This window comes from Rhizobium sp. K102 (assembly GCF_022385315.1).
Taxonomy (GTDB): Bacteria; Pseudomonadota; Alphaproteobacteria; order Rhizobiales; family Rhizobiaceae; genus Rhizobium; species Rhizobium croatiense.
Map to the genome: position 1 here is coordinate 97,668 of NZ_CP092437.1, position 19,593 is coordinate 117,260.

Below are 19,593 nucleotides of genomic sequence, written 5' to 3' on the forward strand. Positions count from 1 at the left end.
TCGATTAAGCGTGATTTGATGTCAGCACGGGTGGCGCCACCGTCGCGATCGCCTCACCGTCACTCGGAAGCAGCCGCGCCACGGCGCTCAGCAGATCGGTCTGCGATATCAGGCCGACGATCCGATGATCGTCATCGACAATGATGACGGCATGCGTGCGCCCGTCCGTCAGAACGGGCAGCAGCGACAGAGCGGCGTCCGAAGCTCTCGCCACCGCCGGCCTGGAGATCGCATGGGCAATCGTATCGCCGCTCGCGAACAACTCCCGCAGGCCGACGGTGCCGACGAGACGGCCCTCCGGATCCTTCACCGGCAACGTCCGGATATTATGCTTCAGGAGAAGATGCCGTGCGGCATCCGGTTCCGAAGCCTCGCCGATAGCGATCACATCGCGCGACATGATATCGGCACAGCTGATCTTGCCGTTGGAGCGGATGGCCGCTTGCAACTCGACCTGCTGCAGCAGCCGCCCGAGATCGGCCCGATCGATATCGAAGGTTTCATCGAGCGCTTCCAGGGCGGCATCGACATCCTCCTCGCGAAAGCCCACCCGCACCGCAGACGGCAGGTCGACCGTCTGATGGGTATTCTCCGCCGGCTTCGGCACGACATGCGGATAATTCCGCTTGGAAAGCTTGTGGAACAGCAGGCCAAGCGCGACGAGAATGCAGGAGTTCAAGGCGACGGGCACGAAGGGAAAGAGGAACCCCCAGCCGGCAACGACGGGACCGCCGAGCACTGCGGTCAGCGCCGCAGCCCCTCCGGGCGGATGGAGGGATCGCGTGAACGACATCGCGCCGATCGCCAGTGAAACTCCGACGCCGGTTGCGATGATCGGGTCACGTATGAAGTAAGCGGCAATGATGCCCATCATGGCGGAAATGGTGTTGCCGCCGATGATCGACCATGGTTGCGCCAGCGGGCTTGCCGGCACTGCGAAAAGCAGCACTGCCGAGGCGCCCATCGGCGCGACGATCAAGGGAAGATGCGGTCCCTGGCCGAAAAGATAGCCGCTGATGACGCCGGTGAGACCGATGCCCAGCAACGCGCCGAAACAGGCGATCAGCCGCTCTCTTAACGTCGCACCGGCCAGGATGGGCGAAAACAGGCGAAAGCGGCGAAAACGGCTCTGCCCCATCTTTGGAGAAACGGGATATTGCATGCAAAGACCAATTGGAAGCGAGGATTGTCTGGCGGGCGAAAGAGGAAGACGGAGAAACTAGTTTGTCGCCAACCTCATGTCTCTGCCTTTGGTCGCGCTGAGGACTTCATGGAAGGCGCTGAAGGCGCTGGGGCGGCTATCCCTGCGGGACACTAGCAGCGTCTCGACGGGGCCGAGCTGATGGGTCGGGAGAGCCGCCGGCCAGTGCATGAGGTCGAGCACGGATTTCGGCATCACGCCTGCGGTATTGCCGGTCGCAACACTCGCCAGGATCGCGTGGTAGGAGCCGAGCTCGCTCGTCGGCAGGGCGCTCGATTGACGCGCCCAGTTTTCGGCGATCCTGCGATAGGTGCAGCCGGGCTCCAAAGCGGCGAGCGCCCCGACACGCAGGTCGGCGGCGGATTTGATGGCGGGATGCCCAGACGGCAGCACGATCAACAGATCCTCAACGAAGACCGTCTCCATCGCCAGCGCCTCGAGCTCGACATCGAAATCGCGGTCATCTTCGCGCATCGTCTTCGGTGGCCGGGCAATCAAGGCGCAATCCAGTGCGTCGGCCAGAACATCGCGGGCGAGATCGCGGGACGCCCCCATCGTCAGATGCAGCGACACGTCAGGCCACATCTGGTTGAATTGCGTCAGCGCCGCCGGCAGCCTGCTTGCCGCCGTGCTCTCCATCGTTCCGACTCGCAATGTTCCCGATGGGGCGAGAGGCCGTACGGCTTGGCGCGCTTCGAGCGCAAGCGCCATAAGCCGGTTGGCATAGGTGAGAAACGTCTCGCCCTCCCGCGTCAACGTCATCTTCTTGCCGTCACGGCTGAACAGGCAAGCGCCGAGGTCTTCCTCCAGCTGCTGGATACGTGTCGTCACGTTCGACGGCACCCGCCCGACGGCCCTGGCGGCCTTTGTAACGCTCCGGTCGCTGGCGACGGCGAGGAATATCTCGATCGAGGAAAGATCCAATGAAAATCTCTTTTTCAGAATTTTGATGATTTATCATTCTCTATATAAAAATCATTGCATCCGCTCAAGCAGGTTTCTGCGCCGCACAGTTCCGCCTCGCCATCCCGGCTTGTCGGGGCTGCATGCGCGCTATTCAGCGCGTGGACACGCCGGCGATGCCGAAAAAAGGATCGTGCCGCCGCCGAAATAGCCAAAGAAGTCTCAGCCTTGCCTCTGCGGCAGGGCAATTGCGGCTGGCATGACGTTTGCATCTGCAAGCTATCTGCAGAGCGATCGTCGACGACCAATGTTGCACCTTATTTTGACCTGCCTTCTTCTGAGCGTCGCTTCAGGCTTGAGCATGCGACGTTTTCTCCTGCCGTATTTTTCTGGCGGTGATCTCGCCGCGAAATCCGCCCCCGTCACGATGGTCGCTAGTGCGGTCTTTCTGGCGGCAGTCGCCTTCACCCTCTCCGATCAGGATCTTTGGGCGAAATCGGTCATCCTGATGCTCTGCCTTTCGCTGGCGGCAATGTTCGACGACGCCAGACCCAGGCTGACCATCAGCCTTTCCGCCGTCTGCTTGGCCGCTTATCTCGGGCTGCGCTCGATCAACTGAGCATCCGCTCTGCCTCGTGACCAGGCAGACGGCGATGGAGCCGTTGCGAACGTCGTTCTCATTCCATCACGCGGCTCGCAGACTCCCTCGCAAACAGGTTGTGCCCATCCATATCGTGCGGAATTGCCTCATTGGGTGAAGGACAATTTTGACTAATCCCAAAAGGATCTTCGTAGAAGAATAGTTTCGTAATATTATTCTCATCCTCTGAATATTTGTCGGAGCGGACCGCTCAGGAAAGAGAGGGGCGATGAGAGGAAACGAACAGCGAAGAAAGATCTGGTCGCAGTGGTATGCTTGGTATCCCGTCTTGCCGCTCGACGACACCATCTATTGGCTCGAGACCGTATACCGGCGAGAATCTCCGGACGGTTTCTGGCAATATCGCTCATTCCGGCCCGAGTGCGAGCGCGCTCAGGCTCATGCATCGCTGCCCCTCAGTCCCGGTGCTTAATGCATGTCACCCGGAAGTGTGCAGCGGTTCCGGGACAGCGACATGCATAAAACAAAGAGCTAAAGCGCGTTGCGTGAATCATATTTGATGCGACGCGCTTTAGAGCTCGTCCAGCTCAGCCGAGCGTGTGACTGACGAGCGCATAGGTCTTCGGCTCGTGCATCCCTCGGCGTCCCGGAACCGGGAGCCAAGGGTCGCCCCGCGACATGGTCGTCACGATATCATAAATGGGAAGACCGCAGCGGGAGAGGAAACCGGCAAATGTCCCGCCTTTCTCGCGTGTATCGAGGCGCAAGAATGCTCCAGCATGCTCGACAGCATGCGGGTGGACGACGGCGATCGCATCGGCGTGATTGCTTGCCACGACCGGACCGATGACATGGCCGCGCCCGAACCTTCGGCAAAGCGAGAAGGCCTCGATCCGGCCGGCGCGGATCAGGACGAAAAGGCGCCGCGCCGCCCGCGTCGCGTTCAGCCCGAGATTGCGCCCGGCAACCTGATCGAGCGCGTGGCCCATCAGCCATTGCCCGGCGCCGTTGGCCTGCAGGCGCGGCGAGGTGATGACCATGCCGATCGTCGCGAATCGGTCGCCATAGGGAAACCACATCGCAGAGCCGAGGATGCGGCCGATTTCATCGATCGCCGCAATGCCCTGGCCGAAGTCGCGCAAGAACTGCCAGTCTTCGCGGCGATGCGGCCAGGCGACCGACATTGAGAGCGCATGCAGCTTATCGATATCGACGCTGTCGATGTCGGCAATGCGCGTCTCGAAACTGTCGATAAACCTGGATTCGGATGTCAGTGCGCTCACTCCCACCCTCCTGCCGCATTTTCTGGCAACGTCCCCCAGGAAACGCCGCCCCACGGAAAACTGCCTTATCGAGATTAGGACGGATCGCGCGATACAATTCACTGGCGACGCCCGCGCAAACACAACAATCGACCAAAATCGGATGCGCTTTCGGCAAATAAAGCCTGGGCCGGTCTATACAGTCAAAGGCCAGACCCAGACCGGCCGACGACGCCGTTGACCGCAAGAGCCCGGTTGCACCCCGACATCCCGTGCCGTGAGGACGCCCATGCAGGCAATTGAAATTCTCGAAAGGCTGGTCGGCTTTCCCTCCGTCGTCGGTACGCCGAACGGCGAAATCGTCGCTTGGATCCGGCACTATCTCAAAAGTCACGGTATTGCCGCCACCGAGCTTCCCGGCCCCGAGGGTGACCGCTCGAACCTCTTCGCGACGATCGGGCCGGTCGAGGTGCCGGGTTATATCCTCTCCGGCCATATGGACGTGGTTCCCGCCGCCGAGGCCGGCTGGAGCAGCGACCCGTTCCGCCTGCGCGCCGAAGCGGACCGCTTCTACGGCCGCGGCACCACCGACATGAAGGGTTTCCTCGCCGCCGTTCTTGCCGCCGTCCCGATGCTCGCGGCGACGCGGCTCCGTCGGCCAATCCACCTCGCCTTCTCCTACGATGAGGAGGCCGGCTGCCGCGGCGTCCCGCACATGATCGCACGCCTGCCGGACCTCTGTGCGCCCCCGCTTGGCGCGATCATCGGCGAGCCGAGCGGCATGCGGGCAGTCCGCGCCCATAAGGGCAAGGCCGCCGCCCGGCTGACGGTCAGGGGCCGGTCCGGCCATTCCTCCCGCCCGGACCAAGGACTGAACGCGATCCATGCCATGAGCAGCGTCCTGGCTTGCGCCAATGCCGAAGCCGCCCGGCTGACACACGGCCCATTCGAAGATGTGTTCGAGCCGCCCTATTCGTCTCTTCAGGTCGGCACGTTGAAGGGCGGCCAGGCGGTCAACATCATTCCCGACACTTGCGAGGCCGAGTTCGAGGCAAGAGCCATTTCCGGCATCGATCCGGCCATACTGCTGGCGCCGCTGCGAGCGGCGGCCGAGGCGCTGCCGCATCGCGGCTTCGAGGTCGAATGGCGCGAACTCAGCGCCTATCCGGCCTTATCGCTTGCCGCCGATGCGCCGCTTGCGCGCCTGCTTGGCGAACTGACCGGCATCGAACCGCTTGCCGCCGTCAGCTACGGCACCGAGGCCGGCCTTTTCCAGCGCGCCGGCATTGATGCGATCATCTGCGGGCCGGGCGATATCGGCCGGGCCCACAAGCCGGACGAATTCATTCTCGCCGGCGAACTCCTGGCCTGCCAGGCAATGGTCGAAGCCCTCGCCCGCCGCTGCACCGCCTGATTTGCTATTAAGGAGCCGATGCAATGACCTTTCTCTTCAATTCCGACGCAAAGCGCGGCGCCATGTTCGCCGAAGCCTTCGCGCGCGAACTGCCCGACATCGCCTTTTCCATGAATCCGGCATCGGTCGAACCGGAGGCTGTGCGCTACCTGATCACCTGGACCGTGCCCGACGATCTCGCGCGCTACAGCAATCTCGAAATCCTCTTCTCGATCGGCGCCGGCATCGACCAGTTCTGCATCGATGCCGTGCCGGCCCGGGTCAAGGTGGTCCGGATGGTCGAGGACGGCATCGTCAGGATGATGCAGGAATATGCGACGCTCGCCGTCCTTGCGCTCCATCGCGACCTGCCGGCCTATCTCGACCAGCAGCGACGCGGGCTCTGGCAGCCGATCCACCCGGTACAGGCCGCAGAACGCCGCATCGGCGTGCTCGGTCTCGGCATGCTGGGAAGCGCGGTGCTCGAACGTTTGCAACCCTTCGGCTTCCCGCTTTCCGGCTGGAGCCGCAGCCCGCGCGCGATCGGCGGCGTGCGCTGCCTGAGCGGCGGCGAAGGTCTCCATACCCTGCTTACAACCACCGACATTCTCGTCTGCCTGCTGCCACTGACGGAGGAGACCCGCGGCTTCCTGAATGCCGAGCTCTTCGCAAGGCTGCCGGCCGGCGCCGCGCTCGTCCATGTCGGCCGCGGCGCGCAGCTCGATCATCAGGCTCTCGTCGACGCGCTCGATGCCGGGCATCTCTCGGGCGCCGTCGTCGATGTCACCGATCCCGAGCCGCTGCCTGCGGACCATGCCTTCTGGCGCCATCCGCAAATCCTGCTGACGCCGCATATTGCCAGCGTCACCCAGCCCGAAACCGCCGCGGCGGCCGTGATCGACAATATCAAACGGCATCGGGCGGGCCTTGATCCGATCGGGCTGATCGACCGCAGCCGCGGCTACTGAATCATCCGCCCCAAACGTAAACCCCGAAAGGAAAGCCATGTCCCTGCTCAAGACGATTGACACCAACCCATCCCACGCGCCGCGCGAGTCCGGCCCCCTTCCCGAGCGCCTGATCTCGGGCAATCCCACCTTCAAGACCTGGGCGCAGGATGTCGCCCGCGCAGAGAGTATTCATACCGGCGTGTGGGAGGCAACGCCCGGCGAGACGCGTTCGATCAAAGGCGAGACGTTCGAGTTCTGCCACATCCTTTCCGGCCTGGTCGAACTGACGCCGGACGGCGGCGAGCCGGTGGTCTACAAGGCCGGCGACAGTTTTGTCTTGAAGCCGGGTTTCGTCGGCGTCTGGAAGACGATCGAGACGGTGCGCAAGATCTACGTAACCGTGACGTGACGCCGTAGAATTGACTGGTGGCGGCGGCGAAAACGCAATTTTTCACCGCCTCAGCACCGCCGGTCGATGCATGCTGCTCGCTTTCCCCGGTTAGGCTTGTCTCAGCCCATCTTGAGGACATGCGATGACACTCAGCTTCGACCCGAACACGATTTCCTTGCCTGTCGGACATTTCATCGGCGGCCGGCTGCTTCCTGCCGAAGCCGTCATCGACATGCATCGCCCGTCCGACGGCAAGGCCTATGCAGGCTGCCCGCTTGCCGACGATGCCCTTGTCGACCACGCCGTCGAAACCGCCCAAAAAACGTTGAAGACGAGCAATTGGGGTGGCGTGCGGCCGCGCGAGCGCACCAAGGCGCTGCAGCGCTGGGCGGACCTGATCGAAGCCGAAGCGGAGACCCTCGCCAGGCTCGAAGCGCTCTCCTCGACCCGACCGGTCGGCCAGTTGGTCCCCGGCGATATCGCCGTCACCGCCGAGCAGATCCGCTTCTTCGCCGAATTCGCCGACAAGGAAGGCGGCGATCTCGTCCCGACCGACGACGAAAATTTCGGCATGATCGTGACGGAGCCCTACGGCGTCATCGGCGCGATCACGCCGTGGAATTTTCCATTGTCGATGGCGGGGTGGAAACTCGCTCCGGCGCTGGCAGCGGGCAATGCGGTGGTATTGAAACCATCGGAGATGACACCGTTCTCGACACTCTATCTTGCCGAGCTTTCGGTGCGGGCCGGCTTGCCCGCCGGCCTCGTCAACGTCGTCCTCGGCGACGGCCCCACCACGGGAACTGCAATCACGGGACATCCGGGCATTTCCAAGGTCAGCTTCACCGGCTCGACCGCAGCCGGCGCGGCGATCATGGCCAATATCGCCCGAACCGGCGTGAAGCCGATGACGCTGGAACTCGGCGGCAAGAGCCCTCAGCTGGTCTTCGCCGACGCCGATCTCGATCTCGCAGCAGGCGCGATTGCCGGCAGCATTTTGTCCAATGCCGGCCAGGCCTGTGTTTGCGGGTCCCGCCTTATCGTCGAGGCGAAGGTGGCGGACGGGCTCGCAGCCGCGCTTCTCGAGAGATTGGCGGCAATCCGTCCAGGTCCCACCTGGGAGGAAACGACCGACTATTCGCCCGTCATTTCCGAACGCCAGATCGCCCGCATGGATGGCATAATCCGGGCCGCGATCGAGGGCGGGGCCGAATGCCTCACGGGCGGCGGCCGGCTCGACCGCGAAGGTTATTTCTACGCACCGACGCTGATTTCCGGTGTGACGGCAACATCGCCGGCGGTTCTCGAGGAAATCTTTGGACCGGTGCTGACCATCCAGACCTTCGAGGATGAGGAGGAGGCGCTGACGCTGGCCGACCATCCATCCTATGGGCTGGCCGCCGGTCTCTTCACCCGCGATCTCGCGCGGGCGATCCGCCTCACCCGCCGCCTGCAGGCCGGCACCGTCTGGGTCAACCGCTACGGCCGCTCGCGCGACCATATCCTGCCAACCGGCGGCTACAAACAGTCGGGCATCGGCAAGGATCTCGGCCGCGAAGCCTATCACGCCAACCGCAAGAGCAAGAGCGTGCTCATCAGCCTTTAAGGAGCTGCGATGAAGACTTACAAAATCGCCCTTCTGCCCGGAGACGGCATCGGCCGCGACGTGACGGAAGCAGCCTGGGCCGTGCTCGAAAAGACGGCCGGATCGAGCGGGTTTTCTCTTGAGGCAACCCGCCTCCCCTGGTCCTGCGACTATTATCTCGAAAATGGCAGCATGATGCCGGCCGACGGCATCGAGACACTGCGGTCTTTCGAGGCCATCCTGCTCGGCGCCGTCGGGTGGCCGCGAAAAGTGCCGGATTCCGTATCGCTGCATGGGCTGCTCCTGCCCATCCGCAAGGCCTTCGTGCAATATGCCAATATCCGCCCGCACCGACTGTTGCCGGGCGTACAGGGGCCGTTGCGGTCCGACGGCTTCGACATCCTCTGCATCCGTGAAAACACCGAGGGCGAATATTCAGGCGCCGGCGGCCGCGTCCATCAGGGCACGGACAACGAAGTGGCTGTCGAGACCGCGATCTTCACCCGCACAGGGGTCGAGCGCATCCTGCGTTTCGGCTTCGAGCAGGCGCGCCGGCGGCGCGGCAAGCTTGCCTCGGTGACGAAATCCAACGCGCAGAAACATTCGATGGTCTTCTGGGACGAGATCACCCACGGCCTCGCTGCGGAATATCCCGATGTCGAAGTGACCAGCTATCATATCGACGCCATGGCCGCCCGCATGGTCATGGCGCCCGAAAGCCTCGATGTCGTGGTCGCCTCCAACCTGTTCGGCGATATCCTGACCGACCTTGGCGCCGCGATCCAAGGCGGGCTCGGCTTTGCGGCATCCGCCAACATCAATCCCGATCGATCGGCGCCCTCCATGTTCGAACCCGTCCACGGTTCGGCGCCCGACATCGCTCATCTCGGGATCGCCAATCCGATCGCCGCCATATGGTCGGGCGCGATGATGCTGGAACATCTCGGCGAGACGACCGCCGCCGGAAAGGTGATGGCCGCCATCGAGGCGACGACGGCGCGCGGCATCGGCGCAATTCCCGGCAAAGACAAAACCGACGCGATCATGGCATCGGTGCTTTCCGCACTCGGTTAGCGCGTCGCGCAAACTGGGCAGTAATTTAAAAGAGCTTTGACGAAAGGGGAGAAAATGAACGGATTGAGAGACGGCAGCCTGCTTCGCCAGCAAGGTCTCATCGACGGCGAATGGTGCGGGGCCGCAGCGGGGCGCACGATCGAGGTGGCCGACCCGGCGACGCAGCACGTGCTGGGCACGGTGCCCGATATGGACGGAGCCGATACGCGGGCCGCAATCGCGGCGGCGGAAAAAGCCTTTGGCCCATGGCGGGCAAAGACCCATGCCGAGCGCGCCGCCTTGCTGGAAGCCTGGCATGATCTGATGCTCGACAATATCGAGGACCTGGCGCTGATCCTCACCAGGGAACAGGGCAAGCCGCTTGCCGAAGCGCGCGGCGAAATCCGTTACGGCGCCTCGTTCGTCAAATGGTTTTCCGAGGAGGCGCGCCGCATCGGCGGCACAACCATTCCCTCACCGACAGCAGATCGGCGCATCGTCGTCCTCAAGGAGCCCGTTGGGGTATCGGCGATCATCACGCCGTGGAATTTTCCCAATGCGATGATCACCCGCAAGGTGGGACCGGCGCTCGCGGCGGGCTGCACTGTTGTCATCAAGCCATCGGATTTGACTCCATTTTCGGCGTTGGCGCTGGGCGTCCTGGCGGAGCGCGCCGGCATCCCCAAAGGCGTGATCAATATCGTCACCGGCATGCCGGCCGGCATCGGCGACGAACTGATGGCCAACCAGACCGTCCGCAAGATTTCTTTCACCGGCTCGACCCGCGTCGGTTCGCTGCTGATGCGCGGCGCGGCCGACAGCGTCAAGCGGCTCAGCCTCGAACTCGGCGGCAATGCGCCCTTCATCGTTTTTGACGACGCCGATCTCGATCTTGCCGTGGAAGGCGCAGTCGCCTCGAAATTCCGCAATGGCGGCCAGACCTGCGTCTGCGCCAACCGCCTTCTCGTCCAGTCCGGCGTTTACGAGGCCTTTGCCGCCAAACTTGGCGCGCGGGTCGCGGCCATGAAGGTCGGGGCCGGTACGGATGCTGGTACGGATATCGGGCCGATGATCAACAAGGCCGCGATCGAGAAGATCAAGCGTCACGTCGACGACGCGGTCGAAAAGGGAGCAAAAATCCTCGCCACGGCGGGTTCGATGCCGGCCGGCGATCAATATGCGGCGCCGATGGTGCTTGGCGGTGCGACGACCGACATGCAGCTCGCCAGCGAAGAGACATTCGGGCCGGTTGCGCCGCTCTTTCGCTTCGACACAGAGGAAGAGGCGATCCGCATCGCCAATGCCACCCCCTTCGGCCTTGCCGCCTACTTCTACACCGAGAGCCTGAAGCGCTCCTGGCGTGTCGGCGAAGCGCTCGAATTCGGCATGATCGGCCTCAACACCGGTGCTATTTCCACCGAGGTCGCCCCGTTCGGCGGCGTCAAGCAATCCGGCCTCGGTCGCGAGGGCGCGCAATGCGGCATCGAGGAATATCTGGAAGTGAAGAGCTTCCACATCGGCGGGCTTTCCTGACCCGCGCAAAAACAACGGGCGCCGGAAATTCATTCCGGCGCCCTTGCTACATCTATGTTCTGGAAAGATCGAACCGCTCTCGCGTGTGCGCCGCTTACTTGAAGCGATCAAGCGTCTTGTAATAAAGCCCGACCATCGGCAGGAACCATGGCTTGCCGAAATGACCGGGAACGGCGGGCCATTCAAGCCCTTTTACCGGATTGCGGTCCGCCTTGCCCATCATGGCATCGGCCATGATCATGCCGAGATGGGTGGAAAGCTGGGCGCCGTGGCCGGAATATCCCATGGCGTACCAAACGCCGTCGACATAGCCGGCACGCGGATAACGGTCCTTGGTCATATCGACGAGACCGCCCCAGCAATAATCGACTTCGACACCGGCAAGCTGCGGGAAGATCTCGGCGAGACTGGCACGCAGAATATCGCCGCTCTTTGCGTCCGATCGTTGATCTGACGTGGCGGAAAAGCGGGCGCGACCGCCGAAGATCAGCCGCTTGTCCGGCGACAGCCGGAAATAGTTGCCGATGTTCATCGACGTGACGCAGGTCCGGTTTCCCGGCATCGTCGCGGCGATTTCGGCATCGCTCAGCGGACGGGTTGCGATCAAGAAGCTGCCGACGGAAATGATCCGACGACGGAAATAGCCGAAGAGCGAGGGCGTGTAGGCGCCGGTCGCAACCAGCACGTGATCGGCGGTGACGGTGCCCCGCGCGGTCTCAAGGCTGTGGCGGCCGTTACCCTGCCTGTGGGCGGTCACCGCAGCCTGTTCGTAGATCGTCGCGCCGTGGCGGACGGCCGCGGTTGCAAGCCCGGCGACATAGCGGCCCATATGCATCATCGCGCTCTTCCTCGATAGCATGGCGCCATGGAAAGGCGACCCGACCTCGCTCTTCAGCTCGTTTGCCGTCAGAAGCGCCGTGTCCGGATCGACTTCTCTGTGCACAGCTTCGAAATTGCGGGCAATCGCCTCGAAGTGCTGCGGCTTGGAGGCAAGCTTCAGCTTCCCGGCACGACGGAAATCGCAGTCGATCCCCTCTTCGGTGATGATCGTCTCGATCGTATCGATGGAATCGTCGAACGCGCGGTAGAGCGCAGCGGCCCGCTCAGGGCCTAGCGCGGCCTTGGCGGACAGGAAGCTATGCGCAAGTCCGTTGTTGAGATGGCCGCCATTGCGTCCCGATGCTCCCCAGCCGACGCGTTCGGCCTCCAGCACGACGACCTTGACGCCGGCTTTCGCCAGCTGGCGCGCCGCGGCAAGCCCGGTGAAGCCGGCACCGATGATGGCGACGTCGTAATGTCCCTCGACAGGACCTTGGGCCGCATCGGCAAAAGCGCGGGCCGTGTCGTGCCAGTAGGATTGGAACTGCATCCGCTTGTCTCCGTCAGAGGCCGACGACGCCAGGCAGGCCCGAGATGTGAGGGATTTCGACATAGCCGTAATAAGGATTGGCCGGCTCGTGGCCGCGATTGACCCAGACCTTATTCTTGATACCGAGATCATGCGCCGACATCAGATCGTAGCGGAAGGAAGACGAGCAGTGCAGCACGTCCTGCGGCCCGCAGCCGAGCATATCGAACATATATTCGAAGGCTTGGAAACGCGGCTTATAGGCATTTGCCTGCTGAGCCGTATAGACCGCGTGGAAGGGGGCGCCGAGCTTTTCGACATTCGACATGATCTGAGCGTCCATGGCGTTGGACAGGATGACCAGCGGAATTTCCCGCGCAACCCTAGCAAGGCCCTCGGGTACGTCGCGATGCGGACCCCAGGTCGGTACACGCGCGTAAATCATTTCCGCGGCTTCGTCGCGAAAGGTCACGCCGTTGCGCTTGCATGTCCGCTCGAGCGAATTGTGCACGACTTCCGCATAGGGCTTCCAGGCGCCCATGATCTCGTCGAGACGATAAGCGGCGAAATTCTTGATGAACTCCGCCATGCGCGGCTCGTCGAGCTGGTCGCCGTAAAGGTCGCGGGCTGCTTCCGCCATCTGAAAATTGGTCAGCGTGCCGTAGCAATCGAAGGTGATGTATTTCGGACGGAATGTGGTCATCTGCATATCCTCGAACGATCTGAACTAGGGGAAACCTGTCCACCATCATAGGCACCGCTTTGCTCATGGCTTGCCTGAATTGGCGGCATCGGAAGCAGAATCTATCGTATCGAAAGCGGGGTTTGGCAGAAGGTTGCGCGCTGCCGCAAACGGATCATGCCGTCACGCTCGATGGTCCACGAAACGAGGACGGGTTCAATCGTGATCGTGGTGATGATGCGAGGGAAGATCGAGGCCGAAGGTCTTGACGAGATCGGCCACCTGCTCCGGGCTGAGGAAGCGAGGATTGAGGTTGCGCAGCAGCAGATAGAGCTTCGCCGTTTCCTCCAGTTCCTCGGTTGCGAAAACCGCCGCCTCCAGAGTGTCACCGGCGACGACGGGTCCATGATTGGCCAGAAGCACCGACGAATATTTGCCGGCCAGCCCGCGGATCGCATCGGCCACCGCCGGATCGCCCGGGCGATAATAGGGCACCAGCGCCGTTTCGCCGGCGCGCATGAGATAATATGGCGTCATCGGCGGCAAGGCGGCGCGCGGATCGATCTCAGGCAGCATTGTCAGCGCCACCGCATGGGTGGAATGAAGATGGACGATGGCGCGGGCGCTGCCGCGTGTGTCGTAGAGGGCGGTGTGCAGCGGGATTTCCTTGGTCGGTTTGTCGCCGGACAGGAGCCGGCCTTCGGCATCGAGCCTTGAAATACGGGCCGGATCGAGAAAACCGAGCGAGGCGTTGGTCGGCGTGACCAGCCAGCCGCCGTCCTCCAGCCGCAACGATATGTTGCCCGACGAGCCGGGCGTCAGCCCGCGCTCGAACAGCGAGCGGCCGTATCGGCAGATTTCTTCACGCTGGCGCGCGTCGGACATGACACTTCCTCCAATATCAGGCAGTTGCCCCCTCGATCAGTTCAAAGCCGAGATCGACGGCCTGGGGCGGCGCGTTGGCGACGATCAGCTGCGCGGCTATCTCACCCGTCGCCACGCGCGGCGTCCGGATCGTCGACAGCGGCTGCGGTATCGCCCGGCCGATATCGAGGCCGTTATAGCCGAAAATGGCGAGCTGCGACGGGATCGAAATCCCCTGCGCCAGACAATGAAAGTAACCGCCCAACGCCATGTCGTCATTGGAAAAATAGACGGCATCGAGATCGGTCGCCCGTGCAAGCAGTCGCTCCAGGCCCAACCTGCCGTTCTCCACCGAGGAAGGGCCGCCAAGAATTTCGTGGTCGACCAGGGGCGTGCCGTTGGCGTCGAGCGTTTCGCAAAAGCTGGAAAAGCGCTTGCCGGCGCGGGTATCACGGTTCAGGTCGTGACCGACATAACCGATCTTTCGGTAGCCGCGCCTGAGCAGGAAGGCAGCGCTCTCCCGCCCGGCCGCACGGTTCGAGAAGCCGACCGCGATGTCGAGGGCATCCCCGTCCAGATCGAGCAGTTCCACGACCCGGCAGCCGCTGGCGCGCAGCATCTTCGCCGTGCCTTCGGTATGTTCGTATCCTGCCAGCATCACCGCCGCCGGCCGCCAGGCGAGCATCGCGGCGGCGAGCGCTTCCTCCTTGCCCGGATCATAGTCGGTGACCGAAAAAACCGCCTGATATCGGTTTTGCTCCAGAACGGCGCTAGCGCCGCGCAGCACATCGGGAAAGACGATGTTGGACAGCGAAGGAATGACAAAAGCGACGAGGCGCGAACCGGTGGAGGCCAGCGTTCCGGCGATCCGGTTCGGCACATAGCCCAACCGTTCGACGGCGGCCATCACCCGCTCCCGGGTCTTGCCTGAAAACGAGCCATGATTGCGCAGCACGCGCGACACCGTGCTCTCGCCGACGCCGGCCGCTTCTGCGACCTCCGCAAGGGTGACCGTCGCCTGGTGTTTGAATTCCATAGTCAATTTTGAACCCGACATGAGGCAGCTTCCGGCGCGAAGCGGTCTGACAACACCCTCGCTAGGCGGGCTTCATTTTTCACTACTTCAGGCAAGAAGCAAGATTTTTTTGGCAGCGCTGCCAAATTGCGGTTGGCAGCGCTGCCAAAATAAGTTAACCAGAATGGCAGCGCTGCCAAAGCGGCTCAGCGTGCCGCGGGAGGACCTGTCGGAGACCGCGGCAACGATCGGAGGAGAGAATCATGACGCTGCATACAGAGGCGCCAATCGCTGGCGCATATCCCGCAGAGGCGACCGAAGACCGGGCCTATGGCAAGGTATTTTGGCGCATCGTGCCGTTTTTGATGTTGTGTTACGTCGTCGCTTATCTCGACCGCGTCAATGTCGGCTTCGCCAAGCTGCAGATGTCGAGCGAGCTCGGCCTCTCGGAAGCTGCCTATGGAATCGGCGCCGGTATTTTCTTCATCGGCTATTTTCTGTTTGAAGTGCCCAGCAATATCATCATGAACAAGGTCGGCGCGCGGGTCTGGATCGCCCGCATCATGATCACCTGGGGCGTCATCTCCGCGGCCTTCATGTTCACCTCGTCGGAAACCGTCTTCTATGTCCTGCGTTTCCTGCTGGGCGTGGCCGAGGCAGGATTTTTCCCCGGCATCATTTTATATCTGACATCCTGGTATCCGGCGCATCGCCGCGCCAAGATCATCACCACCTTCATGTCCGCAATCCCGGTATCCGCCATTTTCGGCAATCCGCTTTCGGGCCTTCTGATGGACGGCTTTCACGGAACGCACGGGCTTTCCGGCTGGCAATGGATGTTCCTGATCGAAGCCGCTCCGGCCATTCTTTTCGGCATCGCGACGTTCTTTTATCTTGATGATAGGATCGCTGACGCGACGTGGCTGGACGATGAGGAAAAGCGGGTGCTGACGGCCAATATCGAAGCGGAGAATCAAGCCAAGACAGCAAGCCCGCACAGCATCTCGGGCACGCTGACCGACCGTCGCGTCTGGCTGATGTGCCTGATTTATTTCTGCTTCGTGCTCGGGCAATATGGCCTGAATTTCTGGATGCCGACCATCGTCAAGGCGTCGGGCGTCAGCGGAAATCTCAACATCGGCCTCATCTCCGCTATTCCCTATATCTGCACATTCGTCGCGATGTTGGCGCTCGGGCGTTCTGCCGACAGGCTGCGCGAACGCCGGTGGCACCTCGTCGTTCCGGCTCTCATCGCCGCCGGCGGCTTCGTTGCCGCAACGATCGCGACGAGCACGACGGTGTCGATCATCTGCCTCTCGCTGGCCGCTGCGGGTGCCATCAGCTGCGCACCGCTCTTCTGGTCGCTTCCGACCGCTTTCCTCGCCGGCACGGGCGCTGCGGCCGGCATCGCCTGGATCAATTCGGTCGGCAATCTCGCCGGGTTCCTCGGACCGTTTCTAGTCGGCTATCTCAAGGACTTCACCGGCAACAACAGCGCCGGCATGTATCTGTTGGCGGCCGCACTGGTCATCGGTTCGCTGGCCGTGTTGACGGTCCCCGCGAAAACCGTCAATCGCTAAACCACAGCCCCTCCGGGACGGCTTCCGGAGGGGCACGGATCTTTCCTCACGAGACTGGAGAACCTCCTCATGACACCGCTTGCTGAAAGCCCGGGCCTTGCCGTCGTCGTGGCCGTTATCGGTCTTGGTTCCATGGGGCTGGGAATGGCCCGGTCCATGAAGCGCGCAGGTCTCGATGTCGTTGGATATGACATAACCCCGGCAGCGGTGGACCGCTTCGCCGCCGAAGGCGGGCGTGGCGCGGCGACCCCAGCCGACGCCGCCAAGGACGCCGACATTGTCGTCTCCGTGGTGGTCAACGGCGCGCAGACCGAGACCGTGCTGTTCGGACCGCAGGGCGCTGCGGATACGATGAAGCCTGGCGCCGTCTTCATCTCGTCGGCAACCATGGATCCAGCCGTTGCACGCGATCTGGCGGGGCGGACGGAGGCCCTCGGCCTGCACTATCTCGACGCGCCGATTTCAGGTGGCGCGGCCAAGGCCGCGCTTGGCGAGCTGACGATCATGGCTTCCGGCTCGCGGCAGGCTTTCGATACGGCCCGCCCCGCCCTCGATGCCATGGCCGGCAAGGTCTACGAGCTCGGCGGCGCCGCCGGAACGGGCGCTGCGTTCAAGATGATCAACCAGCTTCTCGCCGGCGTGCACATCGCAGCCGCATGCGAGGCGATAAGCTTTGCCGCCAAGCAGGGCCTCGACCTCGCCAAGGTTTATGAAGTCATCACCGCCTCGGCCGGCAATTCCTGGATGTTCGAAAATCGTGTCCCGCACGTGCTGGCCGGAGACTATACGCCGCTCAGCAGCATCGAGATCTTTGTCAAGGATCTCGGCATCGTCCAGGATATGGCCCGTTCAGAGCGTTATCCGGCACCGCTCGCGGCAGCGGCCCTGCAGATGTACCTGGCGGCCGCCGGCGCCGGCATGGGCCGTGACGACGATTCCTCGCTCGCCCGGCTCTATGCCCAGCTTTCCGGCGCGCAATTGCCCGGCCCGGTCAAAGAACCGCAGAGCCGATAAGGAATATCGATATGCCCGCTTTCGCCGCCAACCTGACGATGATGTTCAACGAATGGGAATTCCTCGACCGCTTCGACGCCGCAGCCGATGCGGGATTTTCCGCCGTCGAATACCTCTTCCCCTATGAGGCTGCACCGGAGGCCATCGCCGAACGGCTTGCCCGCAACAATCTGCGGCAAGCCTTGTTCAATTTGCCGCCGGGCAACTGGGGTGCGGGCGAGCGCGGCATCGCGGCTCTTCCCGGACGATTCGACGATCTCAAAGCGAATGTCGAGCGGGCATTGGACTATGCGGCAGCAACGGGCGTCAGGCGATTACACCTGATGGCGGGTATCGCCGACCCTCATGATCAGGAGGCCGCCTCCTCCTACCGGCGCTCCGTCGCCTACACTGCCGGCCGGCTTGCGGAAAAAGGCATCGATCTCCTGCTGGAGCCGATCAATGGGCGCAACATGCCGGGATACTTCCTCAACGACTTCGCCGCAGCCGAGCGGCTGATCGCCGAATCCGACCTGCCGAACCTGAAGCTGCAATTCGACATCTATCACCGCCAGATCATCCATGGCGACGTCGCCATGGCGTTGCGACGCCTGCTGCCGATCACAGGCCATATCCAGATCGCCAGCGTGCCGTCGCGCAACGAACCGGACGGGGAGGAACTGAACTATCCCTACCTGTTCGGCGAAATCGACCGCCTGGGTTACGACGGTTTCATCGGCTGCGAATATGTCCCGCGCGGCCAGACACTTGACGGCCTTGGCTGGTTCAAACCTTTTGCACGGAGCTAGACGATGGCTATTTCGCTTGGATCGATCGCAGACGACTATACCGGCGCGTCCGATCTCGCCAACACGCTGACGAAAAACGGCCTGCGCACGGTGCAGACGGTCGGCATTCCCGATCCGTCACTCGCGCTGCCGGATGTCGATGCGGTGGTCGTTTCGCTGAAGATCCGCTCCGTTCCGGCTTCGGAGGCCGTAACCGCTGCGACCAAAGCGGAGCGCTGGCTGCGCCAGCAGGGCGCGGGCCATGTGCTTTACAAGATCTGCTCGACCTTCGATTCCACCGATGCGGGCAATATCGGTCCCGTTACCGAGGCCTTGAGCGAGGCGGCGGGCGGCGCCGGTGTGCTGGTTACACCGGCCTTTCCGGAGACGGGGCGCACCGTCTATCTCGGCCATCTCTTCGTTGGGGGCCAGCCGTTGAACGAAAGCTCGCTCAAGGACCATCCGCTCAACCCGATGCACGACGCCAATCTCGTGCGCGTTCTCGCCCGGCAATCGCGCGGCGCCGTCGGACTGATCGATCTCGCGGCCATCGCGGCCGGACCGGCCGCCGCCAAGGCGAAGCTCGACGCGTTGTCCACGACGGGCGTGACCATGGCTATCGCCGACGCGATTTTCGAGCGGGATCTGGAAACGCTGGGCGAAGTCGCATTGGAGACGCCGGTATCCACCGGCGCGTCCGGCCTCGGCCTCGGCCTTGCCCGCGCGCTCGTCCGCTCCGGTCGGATATCCGGCCGCACCACAGCTGAAGACGCCATTCGCCCTGTGGGCGGGCTTTCGGCGATCATTGCCGGCAGCTGTTCGCACGCGACGCTGCGCCAGCTCGAGGTCGCCGAGCGATTGATGCCCGTGCTGCGGCTTGATCCGGAGCGGCTACTGGCCGCCGGTCCGGATGAGATCGCCGCGGCGATTTCCTGGGCCGGAGATCGCATTTCAGCCGGCCCGGTGGTGGTCGCCGCGAGCGCGGCGCCCGAAACCGTCTCCCGGCTGCAATCGCAATTTGGGCGGGAGGCCTCCGGCTACGCGATCGAGACCGCCACGTCGATCATCGCCGCCGAGCTGGTGGAGAGAGGCGTGCGACGCCTCGTGGTCGCAGGCGGCGAAACCTCGGGAGCCGCAGTCGACAAGCTCGCCATCCCGGCATTTCTGATCGGCCCCGAAATTGCTCCCGGCGTGCCGGTGCTGCGCACCGTCGGCAATGCGCAGGGCGATATGCTTCTGGCGTTGAAATCAGGAAATTTCGGCGGCGAAGATTTCTTCGCCGCAGCGCTGGCGATGATGCAGTGACAGCTCTTTGGCCTGCAGCACACGCGATGCAGGGCAATGTATGGAGCGGCCTTCATCCCCAGCATAAGATGCGGCGACCCGTGATCGCAAAGCCATAAGATACTGCCTGAACCACGGCCTTCAGACGATCTGCCCGCCGGCGCTCC

General features: G+C 63.0%; 19 protein-coding genes. 12 read left to right on the top strand and 7 right to left on the bottom strand.

All coding sequences use genetic code 11. From position 1 onward, the window contains the following. Positions 1 to 4: 4 nt before the first annotated feature. Both MHI61_RS27965 and MHI61_RS27970 read right to left on the bottom strand, forming a co-directional pair. Positions 5 to 1,162 carry an HPP family protein gene (locus tag MHI61_RS27965; RefSeq protein WP_239793237.1) on the bottom strand — a complete coding sequence of 386 codons (1,158 nt, stop codon included), beginning with the start codon at positions 1,160 to 1,162 and terminating at the stop codon, positions 5 to 7. 57 nt (positions 1,163 to 1,219) lie between these two features. After that, on the bottom strand, positions 1,220 to 2,125 hold the full coding sequence (locus tag MHI61_RS27970; protein ID WP_239793238.1) for a LysR substrate-binding domain-containing protein: 906 nt from the start codon (positions 2,123 to 2,125) through the stop codon (positions 1,220 to 1,222). A gap of 286 nt (positions 2,126 to 2,411) precedes the next feature. Here MHI61_RS27970 and MHI61_RS27975 point away from each other — a divergent pair, with 286 nt between their 5' ends. Then, positions 2,412 to 2,723: a hypothetical protein gene (locus tag MHI61_RS27975; RefSeq protein WP_239793239.1), complete on the top strand. Its 312-nt coding sequence runs from the start codon at positions 2,412 to 2,414 to the stop codon at positions 2,721 to 2,723. A 250-nt stretch (positions 2,724 to 2,973) separates the two neighbouring features. Next, entirely contained in the window at positions 2,974 to 3,177 is a 204-nt protein-coding gene (locus MHI61_RS27980) for a hypothetical protein (RefSeq protein WP_239793240.1), read from the top strand. Positions 3,178 to 3,292: 115 nt separating this feature from the next. Here MHI61_RS27980 and MHI61_RS27985 read toward each other — a convergent pair whose 3' ends face one another. Further along, a complete protein-coding gene (locus tag MHI61_RS27985; RefSeq protein WP_239793241.1) occupies positions 3,293 to 3,988 on the bottom strand; it encodes a GNAT family N-acetyltransferase in 696 nt (231 codons plus the stop codon). A gap of 268 nt (positions 3,989 to 4,256) precedes the next feature. On the opposite strand from MHI61_RS27985, the gene argE reads away from it, so the two are divergent. The 6 genes from argE (at position 4,257) to MHI61_RS28015 (ending at position 10,872) form a co-directional block, all read left to right on the top strand. Next, positions 4,257 to 5,381 (top strand): acetylornithine deacetylase, encoded by a 1,125-nt coding sequence (argE, locus tag MHI61_RS27990; RefSeq protein ID WP_239793242.1) that lies wholly within the window; start codon positions 4,257 to 4,259, stop codon positions 5,379 to 5,381. Positions 5,382 to 5,404: 23 nt separating this feature from the next. Then, the gene (locus MHI61_RS27995) at positions 5,405 to 6,328 is read left to right on the top strand and encodes a glyoxylate/hydroxypyruvate reductase A (protein ID WP_239793243.1); all 924 of its coding nucleotides are present in this window, start codon (positions 5,405 to 5,407) and stop codon (positions 6,326 to 6,328) included. Between the two features lie 37 nt (positions 6,329 to 6,365). Next, positions 6,366 to 6,719 (top strand): cupin domain-containing protein, encoded by a 354-nt coding sequence (locus MHI61_RS28000; protein ID WP_239793244.1) that lies wholly within the window; start codon positions 6,366 to 6,368, stop codon positions 6,717 to 6,719. Between the two features lie 124 nt (positions 6,720 to 6,843). Then, the gene (locus tag MHI61_RS28005) at positions 6,844 to 8,307 is read left to right on the top strand and encodes an aldehyde dehydrogenase family protein (protein WP_239793245.1); all 1,464 of its coding nucleotides are present in this window, start codon (positions 6,844 to 6,846) and stop codon (positions 8,305 to 8,307) included. 9 nt (positions 8,308 to 8,316) lie between these two features. Continuing rightward, positions 8,317 to 9,360, top strand: coding sequence for a tartrate dehydrogenase (locus MHI61_RS28010; protein WP_239793246.1), 1,044 nt, complete (start codon positions 8,317 to 8,319; stop codon positions 9,358 to 9,360). 54 nt (positions 9,361 to 9,414) lie between these two features. Further along, the gene (locus MHI61_RS28015; protein WP_239793247.1) at positions 9,415 to 10,872 is read left to right on the top strand and encodes an NAD-dependent succinate-semialdehyde dehydrogenase; all 1,458 of its coding nucleotides are present in this window, start codon (positions 9,415 to 9,417) and stop codon (positions 10,870 to 10,872) included. Between the two features lie 94 nt (positions 10,873 to 10,966). Here MHI61_RS28015 and MHI61_RS28020 read toward each other — a convergent pair whose 3' ends face one another. From MHI61_RS28020 to MHI61_RS28035, 4 genes are all read right to left on the bottom strand, one after another. Next, on the bottom strand, positions 10,967 to 12,241 hold the full coding sequence (locus MHI61_RS28020; RefSeq protein WP_239793248.1) for an FAD-binding oxidoreductase: 1,275 nt from the start codon (positions 12,239 to 12,241) through the stop codon (positions 10,967 to 10,969). A 13-nt stretch (positions 12,242 to 12,254) separates the two neighbouring features. Next, complete coding sequence (locus tag MHI61_RS28025; RefSeq protein WP_010032957.1) at positions 12,255 to 12,923, bottom strand: haloacid dehalogenase type II; 669 nt, start codon at positions 12,921 to 12,923, stop codon at positions 12,255 to 12,257. 195 nt (positions 12,924 to 13,118) lie between these two features. Next, positions 13,119 to 13,787 (bottom strand): aldolase, encoded by a 669-nt coding sequence (locus tag MHI61_RS28030; RefSeq protein ID WP_239793249.1) that lies wholly within the window; start codon positions 13,785 to 13,787, stop codon positions 13,119 to 13,121. Positions 13,788 to 13,803: 16 nt separating this feature from the next. Further along, positions 13,804 to 14,802, bottom strand: coding sequence for a LacI family DNA-binding transcriptional regulator (locus tag MHI61_RS28035; protein ID WP_239793398.1), 999 nt, complete (start codon positions 14,800 to 14,802; stop codon positions 13,804 to 13,806). A gap of 242 nt (positions 14,803 to 15,044) precedes the next feature. On the opposite strand from MHI61_RS28035, the gene MHI61_RS28040 reads away from it, so the two are divergent. The 4 genes from MHI61_RS28040 to otnK all read left to right on the top strand — a co-directional run bounded on the left by MHI61_RS28040 (position 15,045) and on the right by otnK (position 19,447). Further along, entirely contained in the window at positions 15,045 to 16,361 is a 1,317-nt protein-coding gene (locus MHI61_RS28040; RefSeq protein ID WP_239793250.1) for an MFS transporter, read from the top strand. A gap of 69 nt (positions 16,362 to 16,430) precedes the next feature. Continuing rightward, the gene (gene ltnD, locus MHI61_RS28045) at positions 16,431 to 17,375 is read left to right on the top strand and encodes an L-threonate dehydrogenase (RefSeq protein ID WP_239793251.1); all 945 of its coding nucleotides are present in this window, start codon (positions 16,431 to 16,433) and stop codon (positions 17,373 to 17,375) included. 11 nt (positions 17,376 to 17,386) lie between these two features. After that, complete coding sequence (gene otnI / locus MHI61_RS28050; protein WP_239793252.1) at positions 17,387 to 18,163, top strand: 2-oxo-tetronate isomerase; 777 nt, start codon at positions 17,387 to 17,389, stop codon at positions 18,161 to 18,163. Between the two features lie 3 nt (positions 18,164 to 18,166). Further along, on the top strand, positions 18,167 to 19,447 hold the full coding sequence (gene otnK, locus MHI61_RS28055; protein WP_239793253.1) for a 3-oxo-tetronate kinase: 1,281 nt from the start codon (positions 18,167 to 18,169) through the stop codon (positions 19,445 to 19,447). The last annotated feature ends 146 nt before the right edge of the window (positions 19,448 to 19,593 follow it).